Here is a 25505-nt window from a genome sequence, read left to right as displayed (position 1 = left end):
TTCGAATGTGTAACTTTACGAAGTTAATCTCAAGTGTTCAATTTTAAACGCTTAATCTTAAGTACTTAATGTCAAGTGCTCAACATATTGAAAACACTAAATCATACGGATAAGGCTTAGGGTCGACAAGTCACGAGGCGGGCTAAATTAAACTTGCCCACCTCACTATTCAGTTATTTCATGTCTCAATATCATGACTTCAGTTACATGATATTGACCGTTACATGGCATTGACGACGGTATGACTATCGACAAACTGTTCGAAACTGACGATTTTGCCGCTGTGTATCTTCCATAAATGGGCGACTCGGGCGCTAAAATACTTGCCCGTTTTGACATAGGTACCTGAATAAGTGCCGAAGGCAAAAACCTTATCGTCTTGGGCGACATAGTCTTCGATATCGACGCGATAGTTATCCCATTCAGTTTCGAGGCGGGCGAACACCTTGGCGGCTATCGCGCTAAAGCCTACGTAAGTGCCCGCATAGGGAAATCCCGCGGCCTCTGTCCAGCGTGCGTCATTTGCCAGTGCATGCTCAAGATTTTTGGCATTTTCGGCAGAGCTGTGTCCTGCGTAAGTACTTTTGACAAGTGCAAGATTCGCATCAGTTTGTCTTGCTGTTTCGATAAGATTTAACTGAGCAGACTCACTCACTAAAGAGCTTGTTGGAACACCATTAAGCGTTGGCATGATTATGACTCAAATTGCGCTTCAAGATGGCTTAACCACTGGGCGGGTTGGCCGTAGAAGCGGTTGATATTAATGGCGGTGATGTTGCCGTTATTATCCTCTATAGCCATCGAAGGGAAACCTTGGGCACCTATCAGATTCAGTAATGCTCTGGATTCAACAATATGCTCATATAGCTTGTCTTCACCTTGGGCATAATGCTGCGCAAAGCTCATAGGGTCGAGCCCAAGTTCAGCGGCTAAGCTTGCGAGATTACCTTCATCACTGGCGCTGTGACCATCACGGTAATGGGCCAGTTGTACTGAGTGTAGATAGGCCAAACTGTCGCCACCCATAGCATCGACTGCGAGCATGGCTTTAATAGGAGGCGCCGAGTCGAGTACGATTGTGGTATCGCGCAGCAGACCATCAAAATAGTTTTCCCCAAAAGGTTGTCCGGTTAGCTCGGCAATACGCAGATCGTGGGGCATAACATAGTCGCGCCAGTTAGCATCGATTTGTTTACGTCTTGGGCCTGTGAGCATACCGCCGCCGTGGAGCTTAATGGTAAAGCCTGCTTTTGCGGCGGCATCGAGTAAAGGCGCTGCGGCATAACACCAACCACATAAAGGGTCGATAATGGCGTGCAGAGTGCGCTCTTTGGCCGTTGCTGTGCTGCTGGTTGTGCTAGTTGGATGAGCTGTTGGCTGAGTCATAGTGTTAAACCTTTTGGCTTAAGTTCGTCGCGACATTAGCGACTTAAGCCCTTTGAGAACATCGATTAAAATAGTTAGGTTGGTACCGTTATTTAGCTAAAAAATGGCACGCAATCGCTCACGTGCCTGTCTTTAACTATTTGCACTTAAATGCTTGTATCTAATCGCCTAGATAGGTATGACTAGGCTTACATAGGCCAGGTCATTTCGCCCATGTAAACTTTGGCGCTGATCTCAAGCCCTGCATCGGCTGGCATTTGTGGGTATAGCGCCAGCATCTTTTGGATTAATTCGGCTGAATCTTTCGAGGCTTTTGCAGCGATTTCAAAGGCTTTTACATATTCACGGGTAAAACCGATGGCGTGGGTATTAAATCGCGCTTCGCCTAAATAGTGCCCTGGGATCACTGTGGTCGGCAGCAGTTTTTCCATTGCATCTAAATGGGTTAACCATTCCTGACGCTCAGAGGCAGTTTGAGTGTCAGCCATCCAAACATGCGTGTTATCAAATACTTCCACGCCACCTGTAATGGTTTTTGCCGATGGCACCCACAGGAAAGTGTGTTTAGGGTGTTTATCATTAAAACCTTTGATAATCACTTGCTCACCGTCGATGGTGAAAGTGTCACTGTGAATCGCCTTAGGTAACACTAATTCGCTTGGCGCATTATCTTTTAAAATCGGCCCCCAGTAGGCGAGTTTGCCTTCCATTGAGGCTTTAATCGCATCGACAGTGGTTTGAGTCGCGACGATTTGTGCATCGGGGAAATTCTTTTTAATCACGGCTAAGCCGAAATAGAAATCAGGATCGCTATGGCTGATATACACCTGAGTCAGCTTTTTACCGCTGGCTTTGATGGTGTCGACCAATGTTTGGGCATCGTTATTTTGAAATTGCGCATCGACGAGCATCATTTCGTGTTTGCCGCTGATAAAGCTCGATGACACGGCAAAGATGCTGTTTTCGCCCGGATTAAAATGGCTCACTTGCAATGGCGCTGCATTGACCGCGCTAAGTCCTGCCAGCAACAAGGTGGCGGCTAGGCTTATTTTAGACGAGGCCTTCAATGTGGCGTTAACTGTGTTACGTATTGCATAGGTCGATGTGTTCATTTGGGGCTCACTTATAGTCACAGGATGAAAGAGTAAAAGGTTCGATTTAGCATTCATTGATTTGCAGCTGCTGCAAAAAGTGAGTTAAGTATAGGTTGCAATAATCAATAGATAAATGCGAGTATCTGCCCATGTTTGTTGCATTAATCGGACGAATGGCTGCGTGTACTCTTAGTTATTATTCATGTGGTGACGTGAGTATGTGAGTGGACCTTCGAGTGATTTGAAAGTGAGTGATTAAACGTTATTGATTGAACGTTATTGATTGAATGTGAGTGGAGATAAATCATGGATAGACTTGAAGCGGCTAAGGTGTTTGTGACTATTGTTGAGCGCGGCAGCATGATCAGCGCCGCCAATGCCTTAGATATGTCGCGTTCTATGGTGACCCGTTACTTGAGCGAAATGGAAGAATGGTCTGGTGCTAGGTTGTTGCATCGCTCGACGCGTAGCCTCAGCTTAACGCCCGCGGGTGAGCAAGTGCTGGACTATTGCCATCGGCTGCTCGAACTGGCTAACGAAGTACCTGCGGTAAGCCATGCCGCTGTGGCGATTCCGCGGGGATTACTACGTATTAGTTGCTCCCAGTTTTTGGCGCATCAGATTTTAGCGCCCGTGGTACAGCAATATTTAGCCAGTTATCCGCAGGCGAGCGTGAATTTCCACGTGAGCAGCCAAACCGTCGATTTAGTCGCCGAGCGTATTGATCTGGCTATTCGCATCACCAATGAACTCGATCCCAATCTTATCGCTAGGCGCTTAGGGGAGTGTGAGTCTGTGGTGTGCGCCGCACCGAGTTATCTTGCCGCGCGCGCCGCCGTGCTGCATCCCGAGGATTTAACTCAGCATAACTGTTTAACCTATTCTTATTTTGGCGATGTGATGTGGCGCTTTTATAAAACCGATGTAGGGGCGAAACAGGCTCAAGCGTTGAACTCCGATCCTAAGTCAAACCAAGGTCAGGTATTTAACGTGCCGGTGAATGGTAATTTCAGTGCCAATGATTCCATGGTGGTGCTTAATGCCACGCTGGCGGGTGAGGGAATTGCTATGCAGCCGGTTTGGGCGGCGAAACCCTATTTAGACTCGGGTCAGCTAGTGCCTTTATTAACTGAGTTTAAACCTCTGTCCCTCGGTGTGTATGGCGTGTATCAATCCCGCAAACACATGCAGCCTGCACTTAGGGTGATGATGGACATGCTGGTTGCCTACTTTGCCAGCTTGAATTGAAATCGTGCCAGTTTGAAATAGCGCCAAAGTCTACGGCACTCATAGCGTAACTGAATACCATAAAAAAGGAGCTTAACCCTTTCGAGCTAAACTCCTCAGATTTATACTTGTCTAGATTCTAGATTCTAGATTCTAGATTCTAGATTTACTTAATCATGCGCTTGTATTTCAAGCGGTGTGGCTCAACCACATCGGCGCCATAGGTGTTTTTCAACCATGCCGAGTATTCTGTGTAGTTACCTTCGTAGAAGTTCACTTGACCTTCGTCGCGATAATCCAGAATGTGGGTCGCGATACGGTCGAGGAACCAACGGTCATGCGAAATAACCATAGCGCAACCAGGGAACTCCAGAATCGCTTCTTCCAGTGCGCGCAGGGTTTCAACGTCTAAATCGTTGGTGGGTTCGTCGAGGAGTAATACGTTACCGCCCGCTTGCAGCAGTTTGGCTAAATGCACGCGGTTACGTTCACCACCCGACAGAGTGCCGATAACTTTTTGCTGATCGCCACCACGGAAGTTGAAGCGGCCTACATAGGCGCGGCTCGGGATTTCCATGTTGTTGATACGCATGATGTCTTGACCACCGGAGATTTCTTCCCAAATGGTGTTCTTATCATTCATCGAATCGCGGAACTGCTCAACCGATGCCAATTGCACTGTTTCACCCAGCTCAATGCTGCCGCTGTCAGGCGTTTCAGCGCCGGATAACATGCGGAACAGGGTCGATTTACCCGCGCCGTTGGCGCCGATAATGCCGACGATTGCGCCCTTAGGCACAGAGAACGACAGGTTGTCGATCAAAACGCGGTCACCATAAGATTTGGTCAGGTTATTCACTTCAATAACCTTGTCACCTAAACGAGGTCCGGGCGGAATAAACAGCTCGTTGGTTTCGTTACGTTTTTGGTAATCGTTAGTGTTCAGCTCTTCAAAGCGCGCCATACGGGCCTTGCCCTTTGACTGGCGGCCTTTCGCACCTTGACGTACCCATTCCAATTCCTTGGCAATGGTCTTTTGGCGAGCGCTTTCGGTAGCCGATTCTTGCTTCAGACGGGCATCTTTCTGCTCAAGCCATGAAGAATAGTTACCTTCCCACGGAATACCTTCACCGCGGTCGAGTTCTAAAATCCAGCCAGCGGCATTGTCGAGGAAGTATCTGTCGTGGGTAATCGCGACCACAGTACCAGCATATTCCTGCAGGAAGTGCTCAAGCCACGCCACAGATTCAGCATCCAAGTGGTTGGTGGGTTCGTCCAGTAACAGCATTTCTGGTTTTTCAAGCAGCAAGCGACAAATCGCCACGCGGCGACGTTCACCACCGGATAATACTTCGATTTTCTCATCCCAATCTGGCAGACGCAGGGCGTTGGCGGCGCGCTCAAGGACGTACTCTAAGTTATGGGCATCTTGGGCTTGGATAATGGCTTCGAGTTCGCCTTGCTCTTTTGCAAGGGCGTCGAAATCGGCATCCGGCTCGGCGTAGGCGGCATAAACGGCATCGAGGCGAGTCAGGGCATTTTTTGCCTCTGCTACCGCTTCTTCAATCGCTTCACGCACGGTTTGATTCGGATCGAGTTTAGGTTCCTGCGGCAGGTAACCGATTTTCAATCCCGGCATTGGGCGCGCTTCACCTTCAATTTCGGTGTCAATACCCGCCATAATGCGCAGTAGTGTCGACTTACCTGAACCGTTGAGGCCGAGTACGCCAATTTTGGCGCCGGGGAAAAAGCTTAAAGAAATATCTTTAAGGATCTGCTTCTTAGGCGGAACAATTTTACCCACCCGCAGCATGCTGTAAACAAACTGAGCCATTTTTCTCTATCTTAAGTGACTAATGATGCGGCTAATTCTACTCGATTGCGCGCCGAACTCAACTCGACAATGAGCCAAGTTCAAGCACTATCTGCAGGAATTTCATGTTTCAAATACTGGGATTGTGACCGCGTTCCGAGTAGAATACCGCGCAACCCTACCTATAAGAATTGGCAGCTGGAGTAAGCAATGCTGAAAAAAGATATGAATATCGCAGATTATGATCCGGAACTGTTTAACGCAATTCAGAATGAAACTCTGCGTCAAGAAGAGCATATTGAGCTGATTGCTTCTGAAAACTACACCAGTCCACGCGTGATGGAAGCGCAAGGTTCACAGTTAACCAATAAGTACGCTGAAGGCTATCCAGGCAAGCGTTACTACGGTGGTTGTGAGTATGTGGACGTAGTTGAAACCTTAGCGATTGAACGTGCTAAACAACTGTTTGGCGCAACTTACGCTAACGTACAACCTCATTCAGGTTCACAGGCAAACAGCGCGGTTTACATGGCATTGTTAAAACCTGGCGATACCGTACTGGGCATGAACTTAGCTCATGGTGGTCACTTGACCCACGGTTCACCGGTTAACTTCTCTGGCAAACTGTACAACATCATTCCTTACGGTATCGACGAGTCTGGCAAAATTGACTACGACGAGATGGAACGTATTGCCTTAGAACACAAGCCTAAGATGATGATCGGCGGTTTCTCTGCCTACTCAGGTATCGTTGATTGGGCAAAAATGCGTGAAATCGCAGACAAAATCGGTGCTTATTTATTTGTCGATATGGCACACGTTGCCGGTCTTATTGCTGCGGGCGTTTATCCAAACCCAGTTCCACACGCGCATGTTGTGACATCTACGACCCACAAAACCTTAGCGGGTCCTCGTGGTGGCGTGATCCTGTCAGCTGCTGACGATGAAGACTTGTATAAGAAGTTGAACTCTGCGGTATTCCCAGGCGGTCAAGGTGGCCCATTGATGCACGTTATCGCAGGTAAAGCGGTGGCGTTCAAAGAAGCCCTAGAGCCAGAATTTAAGGTTTACCAACAGCAAGTGGTTAATAACGCTAAAGCTATGGTTGAAGTGTTCCTTGAGCGCGGTTACAAAATTGTCTCTGGCGGAACCAGCAACCACTTAATGTTAGTTGACCTGATTGGTCGTGACTTAACGGGTAAAGAAGCCGATGCCGCCTTAGGTAGCGCTAACATTACCGTGAACAAAAATTCAGTGCCAAACGACCCACGTTCACCCTTTGTGACCTCTGGTGTGCGTATCGGTACGCCAGCTATTACGCGCCGCGGCTTTAAAGAAGCGGAATCGAAAGAGCTGACGGGCTGGATTTGTGACATCCTTGATGATGCAAGCAATCCTGCTGTGATTGAGCGTGTTAAAGGCCAAGTATTGGCACTTTGCGCACGTTTCCCTGTTTACGGCTAATTTGCCTATGCATCTACGCTTAGTAGATGAAGGGCAGAGATTGATCGCCGACTGACTTGATACTTATCACATCAGGTATTTAGCATCAGGCACTTAACATCAAGTAGTTAACATTAGGTTGTTAAGCTCAGGTAGTTAACCTCAGCCCATAAATAGGATAAAATCCCATGGCCGCATCTTGCGGCCATTTTTATTGGTAAAATCTTAGGCTTAAATCCATTGCGTTTGACTGAGATTTAACAGGTAAACCCATTAACGCTTTACGACCATTCACTGGCAGGAGGCTCAATGCATTGTCCATTTTGTAGCGCGACAGATACTAAAGTCATCGATTCCCGATTAGTGGCAGAAGGCCACCAAGTGCGCCGTCGCCGAGAATGCACCGAATGTCATGAAAGATTTACCACCTTCGAAGGCGCCGAATTAGTCATGCCTAGGGTGATTAAGCGTGATGGTTCACGCCAACCCTTCGATGAAGAAAAACTCCAAGGTGGCATGTTGCGCGCCGTTGAAAAACGCCCCGTGTCTATGGATGAAATCGAGCAAGCGCTTAGCAAAATCAAGTCAACCCTGCGCGCCACTGGCGAGCGGGAAGTGCCGTCAGAAATGGTGGGTAACTTAATGATGGAGCAATTGATGAGCCTAGATAAAGTCGCCTACATACGTTTCGCTTCTGTGTACCGCGCCTTCGAAGACGTGTCTGAATTTGGCGAAGCCATCGCCAAGCTACAAAAGTAGTTATTCGATTTTTGTGGCTAGTCTATCGGTGTTTAGTTGCGCTAGCTTTAAAAGAGGCTTTTGATTAATAGCTTCTGCAAGACAGGTTTTAAAAACAGATTTGCAAGACTGGTGAAAGCCGAAACCTTTAACAACAGGGTTGAACATGAGCTTGAACATAAGTTGGTCCGTACTCGATACCCAAATGATGAGCCGCGCGATTCAATTGGCGCGCAAAGGCTTTTACACCACTAGACCCAATCCCAGTGTGGGCTGCGTTATCGTTAAAGATAACCAAATCATTGGTGAAGGTTATCATCAAAAAGCGGGTGAGCCCCACGCCGAAGTGCATGCGCTACGTATGGCTGGCGAACGCGCCCGCGGCGCAACGGCCTATGTCACTTTAGAGCCCTGCAGCCATTATGGCCGCACGCCGCCCTGCGCCTTGGCGCTGATCAATATTGGCGTTAAACGTGTGGTGGTCGCGGTGGAAGATCCTAATCCGCAAGTAGGTGGTCGTGGCATTCAAATGCTGCGTGACGCTGGTATTGAAGTGGATGTGGGATTACATCGCGATGAAACCTATGCCTTGAATTTAGGCTTTATGAAGCGGATGGAATCGGGTTTACCCAGAGTTACAGTAAAATTGGCTGCGAGTCTCGATGGTAAAACCGCGCTGTCTAACGGTGTGTCTAAATGGATAACCGGTCCAGAATCTCGTCGCGACGTGCAGCGATTACGTTTACGTTCTTGTGCACTGGTCACGGGAATTGAAACCATACTGGCGGACGATCCCTCACTCAATGTGCGTTATCAGGAACTTGGCAGCTTAAAAGACAGTGTAACCGAGGCGCAATTACTGCAGCCATTAAGAGTGATACTCGACAGTCGCGCCCGTTTGCCGTTATCGGCCGCCTGCTTGGCTATCGTATCGCCCATACTCTTGGTCTCGACCGTGGCTTATTCCGCAGAGTTTCAAGCACAATTGCCCTCCCATGTGAGTTGCCTCGTGTTACCTGCAATTGCAGGTCGCGTCTCATTGCCTGAACTATTAAGCTATTTAGGCCAAAGCTGTAATCACGTGCTGGTGGAAGCGGGTGCAACCTTAGCGGGCGCATTTTTAGCGCAGGGGCTTGCCGATGAGTTAGTGCTGTACCAAGCGATGAAAATCCTCGGTGGGTATGGGCGTAATCTGCTGCAATTGCCCGATTATCAAACCATGGCACACATTCCTGCACTAATTTTGGTAGATGAGCGCAAATTAGGGCTAGATACCCGTTTAACTTTGAGCGTTATGCTTGATACCTCTTTATCTAAATCGAATTGGAGCAAGATAACCGTTTAACCTTGAGTCTTATGCCTTATTACTTCTTTATTTAATTAAGTGAGTTAACCATGTTTACTGGGATTATTGAAGCCGTTGGCACCCTGCGCAAACTGGAGCGTAAAGGCGATGATATTCGTCTTACCGTGGCGAGCGGCAAACTGGATTTAAACGATGTGCGTTTAGGCGACAGTATTGCCACCAACGGTGTGTGTTTAACGGTTGTGCAGCAATTAGTCGACGGCTATGTGGCTGATGTCTCTGCCGAAACCGTGAGTCTAACCGGCTTTGCTCACTACAAAGTGGGCACTAAGGTAAATCTTGAAAAGGCCGTTACCTCAACCACACGCTTAGGCGGCCACATGGTCAGCGGCCATGTTGACGGTATTGCAACGGTTGAGCAACGCTTAGTGCGTGGTCAAGCCATTGAATTTTGGTTAGCCGCACCCGCAGAGCTTGGGCGTTACATTGCCCATAAAGGTTCCATTACCATTGATGGCGTGAGTTTGACGGTTAACGAAGTGGACGGCAGTCGATTCCGCTTGACCATAGTGCCGCATACCGCAGGGGAAACCACGTTAATCGACCTGCAAGCGGGCGATAAGGTGAATATCGAAGTGGATTTAATCGCCCGTTATCTTGAACGCTTGATGAATTATGATGGCAAAGACAGCAAGAGCGGTGGCGTCACCATGGAAATGTTAGCCCGTGCCGGCTTTGTGCGTTAGTGCACAGGAGCAGATTATTTAACTTAAGCTTATCGGCAGCTTAGGTTATTTAGGTATAGAATTTCATAATAACAGCAAAATCATAAGGTCCTACAATGGCGCTGCACAGTATAGAAGAGATCATCGAAGATATTCGTCAAGGCAAAATGGTTATTTTGATGGATGACGAAGACAGAGAAAACGAAGGTGATTTGATCATGGCGGCCGAAATGGTCACGCCAGAAGCGATTAACTTTATGGCGAAATATGGCCGTGGGCTCATTTGCCAGACCATGACTAAAGCCCGTTGCCAGCAGTTAAATCTACCCTTAATGGTGACGAATAATAACGCCCAGTTCTCGACTAACTTTACGGTTTCTATTGAAGCGGCGGAGGGTGTGACTACTGGTATTTCGGCCCACGATCGCGCTGTAACGGTGAAAGCGGCTGTGGCTAAAGAGGCTAAAGCGTCTGATTTAGTGCAACCAGGGCACATCTTCCCGTTAATGGCACAGGACGGCGGCGTATTAACCCGCGCAGGCCACACTGAAGCTGGTTGTGATTTAGCCCGTCTTGCGGGACTTGAGCCATCGGGCGTTATCGTTGAGATTTTGAACGAAGACGGCACTATGGCACGTCGCCCAGATTTGGAGATTTTCTCCGAGTTGCATGGCATCAAAATCGGCACTATCGCGGCTTTAATCGAGTATCGCAATACCAAAGAAACCACGGTTGTGCGTGAAGCTAAATGCAAATTACCGACCCGTTTCGGTGAGTTCGACATGGTGACCTTCAGAGACACTATCGACAATCAACTGCACTTTGCCTTAGTCAAAGGTGAGGTGAAAGAAGATTGTTTGGTGCGCGTGCATTTGCAAAATACCTTCAACGATTTACTCCACTCAGAGCGCGATCAGCAACGCAGCTGGCCACTCGAAAAGGCGATGGAGCGTATTTCTGCAGAAGGTGGCGTATTGGTTTTACTCGGGAATCAAGAACATCCCTGTGAAATCCTTTCTAAGGTGAAAGCCTTTGAAGCTGAAGATCAAGGCCAAGCGCCTGCTTCTGCAAAATGGCAGGGGACGTCGCGCCGTGTGGGTGTTGGCTCGCAAATTCTCGCCAGCCTTGGTGTGACTAAGATGCGTCTGCTCAGTTCGCCTAAACGCTACCACTCACTTTCAGGCTTTGGCCTTGAAGTGACTGAGTATGTGGCGGACTGAAACCCAAAGTTACACTGAAGTAAAATTAACAATTTCTGATAATTTGCATAGGGCTCTGGGCAATTGGCTGTGATATCATGTCGCCACTTTTCGCCCCGAGCTGGGTGCTTTAGCTAAATTAGGTAAGATAATGAACGTAGTTCAAGGTAATATCGAAGCGAAAAATGCCAAAGTTGCGATTGTAATTTCGCGTTTCAACAGCTTTTTAGTTGAGAGCTTGCTTGAAGGTGCACTTGACACGCTGAAACGTTTTGGCCAAGTCAGCGACGACAATATCACTGTTGTCCGTGTACCAGGTGCGGTTGAGTTGCCGCTAGCTGCGCGTCGCGTAGCTGCCAGTGGTAAATTCGACGGTATTATCGCATTAGGTGCGGTGATCCGTGGTGGTACTCCTCATTTTGATTTTGTTGCAGGCGAATGTAATAAAGGTCTAGCTCAAGTTGCTTTAGAATTTGATCTGCCTGTTGCCTTCGGTGTTTTGACCACTGATACCATTGAACAAGCGATTGAACGTTCAGGTACCAAAGCGGGTAACAAAGGCGGCGAAGCTGCTTTAAGCCTGCTTGAAATGGTCAATGTTCTGCAAGAACTTGAACAACAGTTGTTATAGTAGGAAAAATAATGAAGCCTTCTGAGCGCCGCAAGGCCCGCCGTTTAGCCGTTCAAGCCATCTATTCATGGCAACTAAGCGGGAATAATATTGCCGATGTCGAGCATGAGTTTTTAACTGAACAAAGTCTTGACGGTGTTGATGTAGCTTATTTTCGTGAGCTATTTTCAGGCGTTGCAACGAAGAAAACCCAATTGGATGAGCTGATCATCCCGCATCTGGAACGCCCGATTGATGAAGTGTCTCCAGTAGAGAAAGCCATAGTTCGTTTAGCGACCTATGAGCTGACTTTCCGTAAAGATGTGCCATACAAGGTCGCGATTAACGAAGCGATTGAGTTGGCAAAAGCTTTCGGTGCGGACGAGAGTCATAAGTTTGTGAACGGACTGCTCGACAAACTGGTTGCACGCAAGTAATAAAGACAAACGGTATCTTAGGATACCGTTTTTCATTGCTAACAAAGGTGGCCGATGTAAGTCGTGCCAAACTGTACAGTGAAAGAATTCCAATTAATTGAATGTTATTTTAGCAACCGCGGCCCCACTCGCCGTGATGTGAAGCTTGGCATCGGTGACGATTGCGCTTTAGTGCAACCCGCAGAAAATAAGTCGATTGCTATCTCCTGTGACACCTTAGTCGAAAATGTCCATTTCTTCCCCGATATGCCTCCTGCTGCCTTAGGTTACAAAGCCTTAGCGGTAAATTTATCTGATCTGGCTGCCATGGGCGCTGAACCCGCGTGGATGACGCTTGCCTTGACGCTACCTGAAGTCGATGAAACTTGGCTAAGTGGTTTTAGTGAAGGCTTGTTTGAAGCGGCCGATTACTATGGCATCGCCTTAATTGGCGGCGATACGACTCGTGGTCCACGAGCGATTAACATCACAGTGCACGGCCAAGTTCCACAGGGCAAGGCACTCACGCGCCATGGTGCTAAAGCGGGTGATTGGATTTATGTCACGGGCACGCTCGGAGATTCGGCCTTAGGTCTGGATATCATTCGAGGCGCGCAGCAGGCCAGAGCCGAGCATAAAGAATTCCTGATTAATCGACATTATCGTCCAACACCAAGAGTCTTAGCGGGCCAAGCTTTGCGTTCGCTTGCCTCCAGTGCAATCGACCTTTCCGACGGGTTTATCTCGGATATCGGTCATGTGCTTAAGGCTTCGGCAGTCGGTGCTGTGGTGGACGTTAATTGCATCCCGCTTTCACGCGCGATGCAAGATACCGTCAGCGAGGAGCATGCCTTAGGTTATGCGCTAACGGGGGGCGAAGATTATGAACTGCTGTTCACCGTTCCTGAGGCGCAAAAAGGTGCGCTTGAGACAGCGTTGAGCCATGCAGGAGCAAAGTTTGTTCGCGTTGGACAAATTTGTGCAGGCAGTAAGCTCAAGTTGCAACTCAATGGTGAGCCGTTTACACCGCCGTATCACGGTTTCGAGCACTTTTAAGCGAAGAGCATGTTAATGAAATGGTTGTCAAAGGATCAGGTGCTAACGCGCCTGTCATTAAAAAATCCTGTCCACTTTTTGGCACTCGGTTTTGGTAGCGGACTCGCCGCTAAAGCACCTGGTACTTTCGGTACCTTAGCAGCCATTCCCCTCTATTTATTGATGGCGCCATTACCGCTCACTTGGTATATCGGCTTAACCTTATTGAGCGCATTTGCGGGATTTTATATCTGCGGTAAAGCCGCTCAAGATATGGGGGTACACGATCACGGTGCGATTGTGTGGGATGAAGTGGTTGGGCTACTGATCACTATGATAGCGGCACCAGCAGGTTGGGGTTGGTTGTTAGTCGGCTTTGGTCTATTTCGCTTTTTCGACATCATCAAACCTTGGCCTATTCGATGGCTCGATGCCAAAGTTCATGGTGGCTTTGGCATTATGATTGACGATGTCTTAGCAGGCGTGTTTTCGTTTATTTGTCTGCAAGGGCTAGTCTGGTGTTTTAGCTAACATTATCGCTAGCCTAACATGATAGTTAACCTGACATGTTAGTTAACCTGACATGTTAGTTAACCTGACATGTTAGTTAGCATGACCAACAACTAACCCTTAGTTTTTGATATAGCTCCTTAGCTTGTGATATAGAGTGTGTAGATTCAAGCGTTTAGCGACCTTATTCGTTATCTGATCCATGCTACTATTGCAGCAGTTCCCTTGCGTTCGCGAGGGTATTGCTGGTGATAGTATCGCCACCTAACAGTCTTGCAAGCTCTTGGATACGCTGCTCACGATCGAGCGATTTCATTGTGGTCTCAGTACTGCCTGCCTTATTAAATTTATCGACGAACATGTGTTGATGACCATTGCCCGCAACTTGCGGCAAGTGAGTCACGCACAGTACTTGGGTCGATTCCCCTAAGCTGCGTAACATGCGGCCCACCACTGCTGCGGTGGGGCCGGAAATCCCGACATCCACCTCATCGAAAATTAATGTCGGTGTGGCAACTTTCTTCGCGGTAATCACTTGGATCCCTAATCCTATGCGTGAAAGCTCACCGCCAGACGCGACTTTCGAAATCGGTTGCAAAGGTTGGCCAGGGTTAGTGGTTACCATAAATTCGATATTGTCACTGCCATTGGCTGACATTTGCTCGGGGTGGAAATTGACTTCGATCGTAAATTTACCCTTAGGCATATTCAGTTCGTGGATTGACTGAGTCACCAGTTTGTCGAGTTCTTTAGCATAGCGGGCACGGCTTTGGCTGAGCTTTTGCGCATTGCTAAGGTAAGCGGCTCTACTGGCATCGACCTGTAGTTGAATTTCTTCGAGCTTGCTTTCGTCACTGTCTAAGGTGCTCAGCTCTGCCTTTAATGCCAAATGATGCTCGGCCAGTTTATTCGGGCTAACATGATGCTTACGCGCTAGTTGCATGGCTTTTGATAGCCGTTCTTCTAAATAGGCGAAATGGGTCGGATCGAGTTCAAGCTTACTCAAATAGTGCTGTAATTCGCCTGCACTTTCTTGTACTTGGATTAAGGCATCATTCAACATAGTGCTGACATTGCTTAATGCAGGATCGTAGCTTTGCAGATCTTCGGCGAGGGAAACGACTCGATTAAGCAGCGATTCTATATTGTTCTCTTCGCCTTCAGTGAGTATATCTAAGCTCGCCTGACAGGTATCAATCAACTCAGTGCCATTGGCAAGACGTTTGTGCTCTTGCTCAATTTCATCGAACTCATCGACTTTAAGATCAAACTCATCAAGTTCTTCTACTTGATATTGCACTAATTGCTTACGGGCAATACGTTCATGCTGTGAGGCTTCGAGTTGTTTTAGGTCAGCCTCAATTTGCTTGCAGCGTTGAAAACTGGCGGCAACCGTATCGATAAGTAATCTGTGGTTGGCATAACTGTCGAGCAGGGTGAGTTGATGTTCACTTTTTAACATTGCATGGTGCGCATGTTGACCGTGAATACCGATAAGTAACTGACCCAGTAATTTTAGCTGCGTCAGCGGCACTGGATTACCATTGATGTAGGCGCGTGAACGGCCATCGCTACCAATAGTCCGACGTAGAATGCACTCATCATCGAGTTCAAGATCGTTATCTTCTAACCAACGTTTTGCCAGTGGAATATCATCCAAGGAAAAGCGGGCGCTGACCTCGGTTTTATTGGCTCCGGGACGAACACTGCTGGCATCGGCGCGATTGCCTAGGCATAGGCCTAGCGCATCGATGGCAATCGATTTACCCGCACCGGTTTCACCTGTTATGCTGGTCATACCGGGGCGAAAATCCAGTTCTAAAAAACGGACGATAGCGAAGTTATTAATGCTGAGTTGGCAAAGCATAGTGAATTCCTGTCGAAAAACATACCAAACCACTGTATTGATAAACAGTATATACTGATTTTATATACAGTAAAGTGGCTTGGGTAAATAATCAGCATTATCGACAGTAAATATTTTTAATTAACTGATTATGCATGGGTTCTTACTAAGCTTTCTAAGATAGGTAAACTGAAGAAAGTGACTAAGGTGCCAAATAGAATGCCCTGAGCACTGGTTGAAGCCTGAGTGTTATAACGCTGGGCGAGTAAGTACACGCTAGCCGCGGTGGGCAGTGCGCTCAAGATCACGCCCATGATCAGGTAGTCGCCACTGACTCCAAAACGGTTAAGCATAAAGTAGACGAGTGCCGGTTGGATAGCCAGCTTGAAGAGGTTGATAAGGCTCAGTTCGATAAAATTCTTGGGGCTAAATACGCTGCTATCTTTCTGGTAGCGCATCGCTTTGGCGAGTACCATGCCGATAGCAAATAGGGCGCAGGGGCTTGATGTATTGCCTATTTGCTGGATCATTAGCGCCAGCCCTGACGGCAGTTTTATCTCTAGCGCCGAAATGCCGACACCAATTAAGCTACCAATAACGATAGGGTTTTTACCGACCGCCATCGCCATTATGATTAAGGCGTGGTGTTGTCTTTGGGTGTTAGTGGCCAGTTCCATCGAGACTAAGGCGACGGCAAACATCAGCACGGATAATAAGCTGGCAATCGCGGCGGCAACTAAGGCACTTTGCTGCTGCGGGAATAAGATGATAAGCAGTGGAATACCAATAAATGCTGTATTACCAAAGGTGGCATTGAGGGCTCGAATAGCGGCAACCGCATGCTGTTTAGGGTTAGCGATCAGCGATAGCCCAAGGCAGACAAGATAAGTGATTACCATAGCTGTGCTGTAGCCCGCCATAAATCCCCATTGCAAAATCTCGTCAATCGGCTGCTGGGCGAGGGCGATAAGCATGATTGCAGGGAACGCAATATAGTAGACATATTGGTTTAGCACTTGATCCGTATCGACGGGCAAGAGTTTTAGTTTTTGCACTAGTGTACCGAGCAACATGATCCCGAAGACGGCAAACAGAGGGGTTAAAATGGTCATTTCCCTCACTCATCCTTACGATTAAATTTGAATAAACTCGCCCACCCTCGTCATTTTACTGTCGCTATGATTTTTGGTGGGCAGAGTTACAGCATTTGATTCTTTTTATGTCACTTTAGAGCCAGATTTAGCGCCAGCGCAGTAAAACTCGCCACAAAATAACATACCATTTCAATCTAAGGCTATTGCGCTATGGTCGTATAAGTGAATAATTCAATGTTTAAAACACAATCACTTAGTGAATTTAGCGTTTTAACGTCAATACCCAATATGTGAAATTAGGATATGCAATGAGTGATGATTTAGGCGCTGAACTACAACTTGTCTATCTTTTTGTGCATTTAGTCAATGCGGGCAGTTTTTCGCAGGCGGCGAAGGAGCTCGATATGCCCATCGCCACTGTGAGCCGCAAGTTAGCGAAGTTGGAAGAGAAGCTCGATAAACAGCTCTTTATGCGCAGCACCCGCAAGTTACGATTGACGGAGGAAGGATTGGCGCTCTTTCAACGCTATCAGAGTGTGGTGGCTCAATTCGATGAGCTGAGTGGGTTAGGCAGCGATAAACCCGAGGGTACCCTGCGCATCGCCGCGCCGATTTCGATTATTTCCATCGTGTTTATTCAAGCATTGAATGAATTTGGCCGCCTATATCCCGATATCCGTTTACACATTTCCCAGAGCAATGAGTTAGTCGATTTGATCGACAAAGGCATAGATGTGGCGATTGTTGGCGGGGCTCAGCCTGATTCTTCTTGGGTGTCGAGTACCTTAGGCGAGCTCGACTATTGCCTGTTTGCCACGCCAGAATATTTGGCTCAGGCACCTAAACTTGAGCATCCCGATGATCTTGAAGCCCATCAACTGATAAAAGTCTGGCCGCTGTTTAATTGGCATTTAAAGCATCCAAGCGGCGAGTCTTTTTATTTTAATGGCCCGACTAAGCTCACCCTCACGGACTTACACGGAGCGATTCAGGCGACATTAGGCCATGGCGGGATCTTGTATGGTCCTGAACTTTTTGTAAAACAGCAGATTAAAGAGGGAAAACTTAAAGTATTACTGCCTGAATGGATTGGCGAACAGAGGCGAATTTCGATTTTATATCATCAGCGCAGCCAGCAGCCGCTAAAGGTAAGAGTCTTTATTGAGTTTATGCAGTCAAAGGCGCCAGAGTTATTCTCTATGCGTTGATTTAACGAGGGGAACTGATTTTTAGCGTCTTTTAGGTTTTACCGTGTTTTTGCTCATGGTGTTTTGCGTTTGTTTTGCGTCTTGCAGGCTGGAGCGTGTCGCGGGCAGTATGCCGAGTTCTAAGAAGTATCCCACTAAACGCCGCAGTTCGAATAAAGAACCGATACGCTGTTGATCTTTGATGATTAGTTTCCAACTGTCGGTTCGTCCTTCGCTATTGGTTAAGATAAATCCTTGATAAACAATCTTTCTCATTGGAATAACTCAATCTTTATTGATGCTATTTATAGCAACTGGATATCTTTGACGGGATTCATTGGTGAGGGTGTAAAACGATGATCCCTTTCTTATTCTGCATGGATAATAGGTGCTTGAGTAACCCCAAGCACCTCATCAGTTAAGCTACGCTGATACCGATATTTGATACGCCAGCTTCGATAATGTCTTTGCGTAAACCTTTGACCAGTTCCGCTGTGATCTTCGGATTTTCTTCAATAATTTCCAGCAGAGAATTTTGTAATTCTTTCTCTTCCTCCATGACTTCATGGGCGAAAACGAAATCATCTAATGCTTCATCCACCAAATCGACATCGCTGATCGCTTCGATGTAGTTAGCCACTGTGCTGGATGATAATTTGCTGATATTGACTATATCTTCTTCAATTTTGCCTTGGATCGCACCCAGTAAGGTCGATATGGCGACCACTGCATCCATAGCAGGATAGACGCCATAGGCTTCAAAATCAGCAGGATCTGGGGTGTTATCTTCCAAGCGTTGCAGATGCACATCGACATTGAATTTGAGCTTGGAGTCGTACTGGGATTGCCACAATAGTTCTAATGCGGTACTCAACACAGTAGGATCGCCAAACTCACAGACTTCGGAAAACAGTTGATAGTTGGGCAACATACGTTGGCAAAGTGCAGTGGCAAAGAGTTGTTTTTGTGGCAGTGTTAACGCCTTGAGACGTTTAAAGAAGCCCGTTTTTTTGGTCATCTGTTATTTCCGCTGATAGCTGTGATATCACTTGATTTGCCGCAGATTCTACCTTAGTTAACTCATCAAGTAACTCTAGTATTTCGGGTTCGAGATCTTCAACCGATGTTTCACGTTTTAGTGCCGATTCAATTTCTTGGCATAACCTTTGTGTGGTGGGCACGCCGCAGTAGCAGCTCGCACCATGCAGCTTATGGATAGTACTGAGCATGACTGGGTGATCGTTTTGACTTAGCGCCGTTTGAATCGTCGCCACGGTTTGCGGTAATGAGTCGAGCAACATTCTGAGCATATCTAAGGCGAGATCGGCCTTGTGATTGGCTTGGGTTAAGCATAAATCCCAGTTCAGCGTATGCAGGTCAAAATGGGTGAACTTAGGTCGAGTGATCCAGCGATGAATAATATCTTTGAGTGCCGCTTCATCAATAGGTTTAGGCAAATATCCGTCCATACCACTGCCTAAAATCAGTTCGCGTTCTTCGGCAATGGCATGGGCTGTCACGGCAATTATCGGCGTGTTGCGGTTCATCGAGCCTTGGCGAATTTGCTTCGTGGCGCTAATTCCATCTGTGCCAGGCATTTGGATATCCATAAAGATCAAGTCGAAGGTGCGAGTCTTCGCCTGTTTAACTGCCTCATCACCACTGTTGACGGCAACCACAGTCGTCACTAATTCGCTGAGTAAAGTATCAATCAGTTTTAAGTTGGCAAAGTTATCATCTACCGCGAGCACAGTTAAAGATTGGCGCGCAACCGGCGTTGATATTGTCGCAGGGGCTATGATGTCGTACTCCATCGGTGGATAGAGTAAGTTGCGCGCAAGCTGATGCTCACTGACTGGCAGAGACAACACCACATCGGCATTCGGGCGAATAAATTGGGTTAAGGCATCCTGTTCTTGGCAATCGTATAGCACGATAAGGCAATCTGTTTTGGTCTTCGCTAAGTTTAGTGTACTCACCAGTTGTGCTGAATCGCTAAACCCATGGCAACTCAAGAGAACATAGTCGTATGGCGCTTCAGCCGTGGTGAGCGTAGTCAACAAGCTTGGGATATGCTGATGATGGGTGACTTTTGTATCCCATTGATTCAATTGGCGGCTCAAGACAGCATGAGTCAGCACTCGCGGTTCGTAAAACAGTATAGTTTTGTCTTTGAGTTTTTCGAGCGGCAGTGAGTCACCGATTTGGAATTGACCTAAGCCGAGCGGCAAACTGAACCAGAAGTTTGAGCCTTTTTCTGGGGATGAAGTAAAGCCGATTTGGCCGCCCATTTGATTCACTAAACGTTTAGTGATCACTAAACCTAAGCCAGTGCCACCAAAGCGGCGCGAAATCGACGAGTCTGCTTGGCCAAAGGCTTGAAATAAAAAGTCCTGCTGGCTTTCATCGATGCCGATACCTGTGTCGACCACATCACAGCGCAGTACCACTTGTTCATCCGATTGGCTCTGCAGTTCGATTTTGACCATCACGCTGCCAGAGTCAGTGAATTTAATCGCGTTACCAACCAAGTTATTGATGATTTGGCATACGCGCATGGCATCGCCATTGACATTGTCGGGCACGTTGGGGGCGATATCGACGACGAGTTCTAGGCCTTTGGCCTGGGCGCTGCCGGAGATCAAGGTAATAGTATCGCTTATGGTTTCCCTAAGGCCGAAGGGCATGTTTTCTAACACCATTTTACCGGCTTCGAGTTTAGAAAAGTCGAGAATGTCGTTGATGATACCCAGCAGGTTAGTGGCACTGCGTTCTATGGTCTTGATGTAATCGACTTGGCTCGAATGCAATGGTGTTTTGACTAATTGCCGCGCAAAACCGATAACACCATTGAGCGGCGTACGTAACTCGTGGGACATATTCGCTAAGAATTCAGATTTAATCCGGCTGGCTTCTAGGGCGCGTTTTTTAGCTAAATCCAGCTCGACGTTTTGGATTTCAATCTGCTCTAAGGTTTCCCGCAGATCCGACGTTGCTTGGTCGATATTTTGCTGCATCTCATCATGATATTCCGACAACGAACCTGCCATGGCATTGATGCCGCGTTTGAGTAAGTCCAGCTCACCAATCAAGTTGCCATCTAAGCGGGCGTCCAATTTACCTTCACGGATTTTAGCGACGACGCGCACCATTTCAGTAATGGGCTGAGTGACATTTTTCACTAGCCGGAAAGTAAATAGCAGGTTTAACTGCACGCCGATCAACACGATAATAAAGGCGGCGACAGCGGCTCTATGTTGCTCTAACAAGGCGCGTTCTTTATTGATTATTATCGAGATATAACCTAAAAGATGACCATCGTCTGTCTGGATATCGTAATTAGCGGGAGCAGCAATGGGGCCTGTGGCAAAAATGGGCGTCCGTAAAATAAGGCTGTCGTCCACATGTTCAATTTCGGTTTTATGCAGCGTGTTGAGGGCTTCTTTGTAGCGCATAATCTCAAAGTCTTTGTGATAGTGGGAGGTCACAAAGAGTTGATTATTGGCATCGAAAATCGCGATGGATTTTACTAAGGTGGATTTGTTGAGCTGTGCCGCCGCGAGTAAGCGTTTGGTCGCCTCGCGATCATTCGCCACTAAGCCGATTTCACTGGCAATCGACAGGGGCTCGATAATATTGCTGCCCTGTTCGGCGAGCGTATCTTCGAGCTCATAAAAACGGTTTATGGTAAAGTAGCTGCCCAGAAGGATACCGACCAAGATTGTTGGCGCGAGCGCCAGCACAAGAACCCAAGAACGTAGGCTGTATTTGGTCATGTTGTTGACAGGGTTCATAGCAGCGGCGGTGTTTCCTGTGACAGAGACTAAGATAATTTTATAAGACTGCCAGAAAGAGGGCGGTCTTTGCCAGTATTTTATTGATTTAGAGGCCGAAATGGCGCAATTTTTTAAAGCAAAACCAAATAGTTCCAAACAGTTGTCGGCTAAGTTATCACTGAGTGTAGAACAGCTCGATCACTTAGGCGCAGGTATAGCACAACATCAAGGTAAAGTCGTGTTTATCCCTGGCGCTTTGCCCGATGAAACCGTGACGGTACAGCTCACCGAGCAAAAGAAAAATTATGCCCGTGCCAAGTTGATTAAAGTCGATTCATCAAGTCCTGAGCGCGTTGAGCCTGAGTGTCCACACTACCACACCTGCGGCGGCTGCGACTTACAGCATATGTCATTATCGGGTCAGCGTGAGCATAAAGAAGCCGCGTTGCTGGATATTATGGCTAAGTTTGCTGGCACTGAAGGTGGTGCTTTATCGCCCGCACTCACGGGGGAAGGTTGGCATTATCGTCGCCGCGCCCGTCTTGCAACTTTATTTGATAAAAATACCAAACATTTAAGCTTGGGTTTTCGTGCCGCCAGTAGCAGCAATGTGGTGCCAATCAGCCAGTGTCTGGTGTTAGCTAAGCCGTTATCGGACTTGATCGTCCCCTTTGCTAAGTTGCTGAACCAATTGTCAGCTAAATCCAGCTTAGGCCATCTTGAGTTGATTGCCGCCGATAATGGTCATTTCGCTGTGCTGCGGATCACTAAGGCTCTAAACGATAAAGATCTCGCTAAGTTGTCAGCCTTTGCTGAGCTGCATCAGATCCATATTTGTCTGCAGGACAACGAAGGGCAATTCCAAGGCGTCGGCGCTGAGTTAGTGTTACCTGTTTATCAGCTGTTAGATGAAAATGCGCAGTCGGAAGCGGTGAGCTTAAGTTTCACCCCAGGTAACTTTGTGCAAGTGAACGGACAGATTAACAAGGCCATGGTCGCTCAAGCGATGGATTGGTTAGCGCCAGCGCCAGATGAGCGCATTTTGGATTTGTTCTGCGGCATGGGTAATTTCAGTTTGCCCTTAGCGAAAATGGGCGCTGATGTGATTGGCGTCGAAGGGGTTGCCGAGATGGTGACTCAGGCGCGGGTGAACGCTAAAGCTAACAATCTGGATAAACTGACCTTTTACCACGGCGATTTAAGTGCGGATTTATCCCTTGAGCCTTGGATGGGCAAGATTGATAAATTACTGCTCGATCCCGCCCGTGCGGGAGCATTTGAAAGCTTGCAATGGCTAAAGAAAATGAAGCCACGCAAAGTCGTGTATGTATCGTGTAATCCTGCCAGCTTGGCCCGCGATAGCGCAGTACTGTTAGAGCGCGGTTACCGATTACAGCAATTGGGACTTATCGACATGTTCCCACAAACACACCATATAGAAGCCATGGCACTGTTTGAATTAACCAAGTAATTTGCGCTGGCAAAGTAAGCAAAGCGTTTGAATAACGTAAAAAATGTGATTATTACGTCGGTTGGGTTTGACAAGTTCGCGCCAATGCTGAAGATAGGAGAGCTGAAGTGGTGCCCACTTTCTCTCTGAGCACGGATAAGGAAATAAATTAGATGGTCTCTGTTCGCGAAGCGCACTTTAATGATCCCGATTTTCACTTAGAAGATTGGGTAGCTCGCTATGTTGGTCATGCCGATGAAGCGCAGATGCTGCTCTCTTTGATAGGGCAGATTGACGCCTTACCAGCCAAGAGTCCTGCGGCGAAGAGAGAACTGCTCGAACGTGCTCGAGAGATGATTGAAATCCTCGCACCACTAAACATGGATATTGAAACCCTGCAGGCGGCAATTTTGTTTGTTGTGCTCGATGCTGGGTTACTGACCGAAGAAGCCATCCAAGAAAAATTTGGTGAGCCGCTGGCGCGTTTAGTCGCGAGTGTCGTGACCATGAACGCCATCGGCGCCTTGAAAATCAATCCTAATAGCCGCTCAACCGAGCCGCAAATCGACAATATCCGCCGCATGTTATTGGCTATGGTCGAAGATGTGCGCGCCGTGGTCATCAAACTGGCCGAGCGTGTGTGTTTGCTGCGGGCGGTGAAAAATGCCGATGAAGAAACTCGCGTGCTGCTGGCCCGTGAAATTGCCGATATTTATGCGCCGTTAGCTAACCGTTTAGGGATTGGACAATTGAAGTGGGAGCTGGAAGATATTTCTTTTCGCTACCTGCATCCAGATACCTATAAAGACATTGCTAAGCAATTAGATGGCAAACGACTGGACCGTGAAGTCTTTATCGACAAGTTTGTCAGTCAGTTGCAACAAAGATTAGATGAAGATCAAATTCGCGCTAAGGTCTACGGCCGGCCGAAACATATCTACAGTATTTGGCGCAAGATGAAGGGCAAGCACCTCAAATTTGATGAGTTGTTTGACGTGCGCGCCGTGCGTATCGTGACTGAGCGTTTGCAGGATTGTTATGGTGCATTAGGTGTTGTGCATACGCTTTGGCACCATATTCCACGGGAATTTGACGACTATGTCGCTAACCCTAAGCCTAACGGTTATCAATCGATTCATACCGTGGTGGTGGGGCCTGAGGGCAAAACCGTTGAAATTCAAATTCGTACCCAAGACATGCATGAAGATGCAGAGCTGGGTGTGGCCGCGCACTGGAAATACAAAGAAGGCAATCATTCCGGTAAGCAAAGCGGCTACGAAGAAAAAATTAACTGGCTGCGTAAAATTCTGCAATGGCAGGAAGACGTGGTCGAAAGTGGCAACTTGGTCGAAGAAGTGCGCAGCCAAGTGTTTGAAGACCGAGTCTATGTGTTCACCCCAAGCGGTGAAGTCGTCGACTTGCCACTGGGCTCAACCGTGCTCGACTTTGCCTATTACATTCACTCCCAAGTGGGACATAAATGTATTGGTGCTAAGGTCGATGGCCGTATTGTACCGTTTACCTATCAGGTTGAAACGGGTGAGCGTATCGAGATCATCACCTCGAAACAGCCCAATCCTAAGCGCGACTGGCTTAACCCTAATTTAGGTTATATCCGTACTTCGCGGGCGCGTTCGAAAATCCAGCATTGGTTCAAGCAGCAGGACAGAGACAAGAATATTGTCGCCGGCAAAGAAATGCTTGAATCTGAACTGGCGCGGGTGAGCCTTAAAATTAAAGACGCCGCCATTGCGGTCGAGCGCTTTAATATGGCGAGCATGGATGACTTACTGGCGGCCATTGGCGGCGGTGATGTGCGTCTGCATCAAGTGGTTAACCATATTCAAAGCCGTCTGCGACTCGACGAAGTGTCAGAAGAAGATGCGGTCGAAGAATTAGTTAAGAAAGGCCAACACAAACCGACCTCAAGTGGCCGTGGTCAGGTTGAAGTTAACGGTGTGGGTAACTTGCTTAACCATATTGCCCGTTGTTGTCAGCCAGTTCCCGGTGATGAGATCTTAGGTTTTATCACTAAGGGCCGTGGCATTTCTGTGCATCGTGCTGATTGTGAACAAGTTAAAGAGTTAATGCGGGTTCACCCAGAGCGTGGCGTCGATGTGGTCTGGGGCGAAAATTACTCCGGCGGTTATCGCATGCGTCTGCGGGTATTAGCCCACGATCGCAGTGGTTTATTACGTGACTTAACCTCAGTGCTGGCAGCTGAAAAATCCAATGTACTGGCCATGAGTTCGTCATCGGACACTAAAAACCAGACAGCCGCGATTGAGTTGGAACTGGAGCTTTATAACCTCGATGGTTTATCGCGGGTGTTATCGAAACTGACCCAAGTCGATAGTGTGATTGAGGCAAGACGACTTTAAGGCTAGCAACGCCTATCGAAGCGAGCGATATCTAGAAGCCATCTAGAAGCAAGAGATAAAGGATTGGGGCGGTAGGGAGGCTGTTCATCGTTCTGAGCAATGGTTTGCCATGGCATTTGCTCCCCAACGCGCAGCCAGTCCATATATGGACACCTCGAATAGATCAACCACTTTTTGAGTAACAGAAAGTAATACTGCGTACGTATATCCGACCTGTTTGTGAGAATCTTTGCTCTCTGGCCTTAATGAGAACCGCGCCTTTGCTGCTT

23 protein-coding genes are annotated in these 25505 nt (G+C 47.6%); 13 read left to right on the top strand and 10 right to left on the bottom strand.

The genetic code is table 11. The features are described 5' to 3' along the window. Window positions 1-220: 220 nt before the first annotated feature. The 3 genes from KFE26_RS00115 to KFE26_RS00105 all read right to left on the bottom strand — a co-directional run bounded on the left by KFE26_RS00115 (window position 221) and on the right by KFE26_RS00105 (window position 2498). Window positions 221-691 (bottom strand): nuclear transport factor 2 family protein, encoded by a 471-nt coding sequence (locus KFE26_RS00115; protein ID WP_212599294.1) that lies wholly within the window; start codon window positions 689-691, stop codon window positions 221-223. A gap of 2 nt (window positions 692-693) precedes the next feature. Further along, window positions 694-1386, bottom strand: coding sequence for a DsbA family protein (locus tag KFE26_RS00110; protein WP_173497536.1), 693 nt, complete (start codon window positions 1384-1386; stop codon window positions 694-696). Window positions 1387-1574: 188 nt separating this feature from the next. After that, window positions 1575-2498 (bottom strand): MBL fold metallo-hydrolase, encoded by a 924-nt coding sequence (locus tag KFE26_RS00105; protein WP_173243465.1) that lies wholly within the window; start codon window positions 2496-2498, stop codon window positions 1575-1577. A gap of 288 nt (window positions 2499-2786) precedes the next feature. On the opposite strand from KFE26_RS00105, the gene KFE26_RS00100 reads away from it, so the two are divergent. Next, a complete protein-coding gene (locus KFE26_RS00100) occupies window positions 2787-3728 on the top strand; it encodes a LysR family transcriptional regulator (RefSeq protein ID WP_212599293.1) in 942 nt (313 codons plus the stop codon). A 145-nt stretch (window positions 3729-3873) separates the two neighbouring features. Here the strand turns inward: KFE26_RS00100 and ettA are convergent, their stop codons facing one another. Continuing rightward, window positions 3874-5541, bottom strand: coding sequence for an energy-dependent translational throttle protein EttA (ettA, locus tag KFE26_RS00095; protein WP_107948641.1), 1668 nt, complete (start codon window positions 5539-5541; stop codon window positions 3874-3876). Window positions 5542-5730: 189 nt separating this feature from the next. Between ettA and glyA the strand changes: the two genes are divergently transcribed. The 9 genes from glyA to KFE26_RS00050 all read left to right on the top strand — a co-directional run bounded on the left by glyA (window position 5731) and on the right by KFE26_RS00050 (window position 13523). Next, window positions 5731-6984, top strand: a complete 1254-nt coding sequence (gene glyA, locus KFE26_RS00090) for a serine hydroxymethyltransferase (protein ID WP_105251747.1) — start codon at window positions 5731-5733, stop codon at window positions 6982-6984. 288 nt (window positions 6985-7272) lie between these two features. Next, window positions 7273-7722 carry a transcriptional regulator NrdR gene (gene nrdR, locus KFE26_RS00085; RefSeq protein WP_006082643.1) on the top strand — a complete coding sequence of 150 codons (450 nt, stop codon included), beginning with the start codon at window positions 7273-7275 and terminating at the stop codon, window positions 7720-7722. 145 nt (window positions 7723-7867) lie between these two features. Next, a complete protein-coding gene (gene ribD, locus KFE26_RS00080) occupies window positions 7868-9046 on the top strand; it encodes a bifunctional diaminohydroxyphosphoribosylaminopyrimidine deaminase/5-amino-6-(5-phosphoribosylamino)uracil reductase RibD (RefSeq protein ID WP_212599292.1) in 1179 nt (392 codons plus the stop codon). A gap of 50 nt (window positions 9047-9096) precedes the next feature. Next, window positions 9097-9753: a riboflavin synthase gene (locus tag KFE26_RS00075; RefSeq protein ID WP_212599291.1), complete on the top strand. Its 657-nt coding sequence runs from the start codon at window positions 9097-9099 to the stop codon at window positions 9751-9753. A 95-nt stretch (window positions 9754-9848) separates the two neighbouring features. Beyond that, a complete protein-coding gene (ribBA, locus tag KFE26_RS00070; protein WP_028761388.1) occupies window positions 9849-10952 on the top strand; it encodes a bifunctional 3,4-dihydroxy-2-butanone-4-phosphate synthase/GTP cyclohydrolase II in 1104 nt (367 codons plus the stop codon). A 130-nt stretch (window positions 10953-11082) separates the two neighbouring features. Next, the gene (gene ribE / locus KFE26_RS00065) at window positions 11083-11562 is read left to right on the top strand and encodes a 6,7-dimethyl-8-ribityllumazine synthase (protein ID WP_006082639.1); all 480 of its coding nucleotides are present in this window, start codon (window positions 11083-11085) and stop codon (window positions 11560-11562) included. An 11-nt stretch (window positions 11563-11573) separates the two neighbouring features. Beyond that, window positions 11574-11978 (top strand): transcription antitermination factor NusB, encoded by a 405-nt coding sequence (nusB, locus tag KFE26_RS00060; protein ID WP_006082638.1) that lies wholly within the window; start codon window positions 11574-11576, stop codon window positions 11976-11978. Window positions 11979-12056: 78 nt separating this feature from the next. Continuing rightward, complete coding sequence (thiL, locus tag KFE26_RS00055; protein ID WP_037392620.1) at window positions 12057-13013, top strand: thiamine-phosphate kinase; 957 nt, start codon at window positions 12057-12059, stop codon at window positions 13011-13013. Window positions 13014-13028: 15 nt separating this feature from the next. Then, the gene (locus KFE26_RS00050; protein WP_028761385.1) at window positions 13029-13523 is read left to right on the top strand and encodes a phosphatidylglycerophosphatase A; all 495 of its coding nucleotides are present in this window, start codon (window positions 13029-13031) and stop codon (window positions 13521-13523) included. 187 nt (window positions 13524-13710) lie between these two features. Here KFE26_RS00050 and recN read toward each other — a convergent pair whose 3' ends face one another. Continuing rightward, window positions 13711-15369, bottom strand: coding sequence for a DNA repair protein RecN (gene recN, locus KFE26_RS00045; protein WP_212599290.1), 1659 nt, complete (start codon window positions 15367-15369; stop codon window positions 13711-13713). A gap of 128 nt (window positions 15370-15497) precedes the next feature. Continuing rightward, complete coding sequence (locus tag KFE26_RS00040) at window positions 15498-16460, bottom strand: AEC family transporter (protein ID WP_212599289.1); 963 nt, start codon at window positions 16458-16460, stop codon at window positions 15498-15500. Window positions 16461-16750: 290 nt separating this feature from the next. On the opposite strand from KFE26_RS00040, the gene lldR reads away from it, so the two are divergent. Next, window positions 16751-17650 carry a LysR family transcriptional regulator LldR gene (gene lldR, locus KFE26_RS00035; protein ID WP_105251752.1) on the top strand — a complete coding sequence of 300 codons (900 nt, stop codon included), beginning with the start codon at window positions 16751-16753 and terminating at the stop codon, window positions 17648-17650. A 21-nt stretch (window positions 17651-17671) separates the two neighbouring features. Here lldR and KFE26_RS00030 read toward each other — a convergent pair whose 3' ends face one another. The 3 genes from KFE26_RS00030 to barA all read right to left on the bottom strand — a co-directional run bounded on the left by KFE26_RS00030 (window position 17672) and on the right by barA (window position 21423). Continuing rightward, on the bottom strand, window positions 17672-17905 hold the full coding sequence (locus KFE26_RS00030) for a DUF3319 domain-containing protein (protein WP_212599288.1): 234 nt from the start codon (window positions 17903-17905) through the stop codon (window positions 17672-17674). A gap of 142 nt (window positions 17906-18047) precedes the next feature. Then, a complete protein-coding gene (locus KFE26_RS00025; protein WP_028761381.1) occupies window positions 18048-18647 on the bottom strand; it encodes a YjaG family protein in 600 nt (199 codons plus the stop codon). Continuing rightward, window positions 18622-21423 (bottom strand): two-component sensor histidine kinase BarA, encoded by a 2802-nt coding sequence (gene barA / locus KFE26_RS00020; RefSeq protein WP_212599287.1) that lies wholly within the window; start codon window positions 21421-21423, stop codon window positions 18622-18624. Before barA ends, KFE26_RS00025 begins: the two co-directional genes overlap by 26 nt. A gap of 100 nt (window positions 21424-21523) precedes the next feature. On the opposite strand from barA, the gene rlmD reads away from it, so the two are divergent. Together rlmD and relA are read left to right on the top strand one after the other, a co-directional pair. Further along, window positions 21524-22876 carry a 23S rRNA (uracil(1939)-C(5))-methyltransferase RlmD gene (gene rlmD / locus KFE26_RS00015; protein ID WP_212599286.1) on the top strand — a complete coding sequence of 451 codons (1353 nt, stop codon included), beginning with the start codon at window positions 21524-21526 and terminating at the stop codon, window positions 22874-22876. A gap of 152 nt (window positions 22877-23028) precedes the next feature. Further along, on the top strand, window positions 23029-25236 hold the full coding sequence (relA, locus tag KFE26_RS00010; protein ID WP_028761378.1) for a GTP diphosphokinase: 2208 nt from the start codon (window positions 23029-23031) through the stop codon (window positions 25234-25236). Window positions 25237-25320: 84 nt separating this feature from the next. Here relA and KFE26_RS00005 read toward each other — a convergent pair. Beyond that, a partial coding sequence (locus tag KFE26_RS00005; protein ID WP_212599285.1) for a hypothetical protein occupies window positions 25321-25505 on the bottom strand: 185 nt, incomplete at its 5' end.

Source organism: Shewanella sp. M16, assembly GCF_018224605.1.
Taxonomy (GTDB): domain Bacteria; phylum Pseudomonadota; class Gammaproteobacteria; order Enterobacterales; family Shewanellaceae; genus Shewanella; species Shewanella oncorhynchi.
This window is presented reverse-complemented; position numbering and strand designations above follow the sequence as displayed.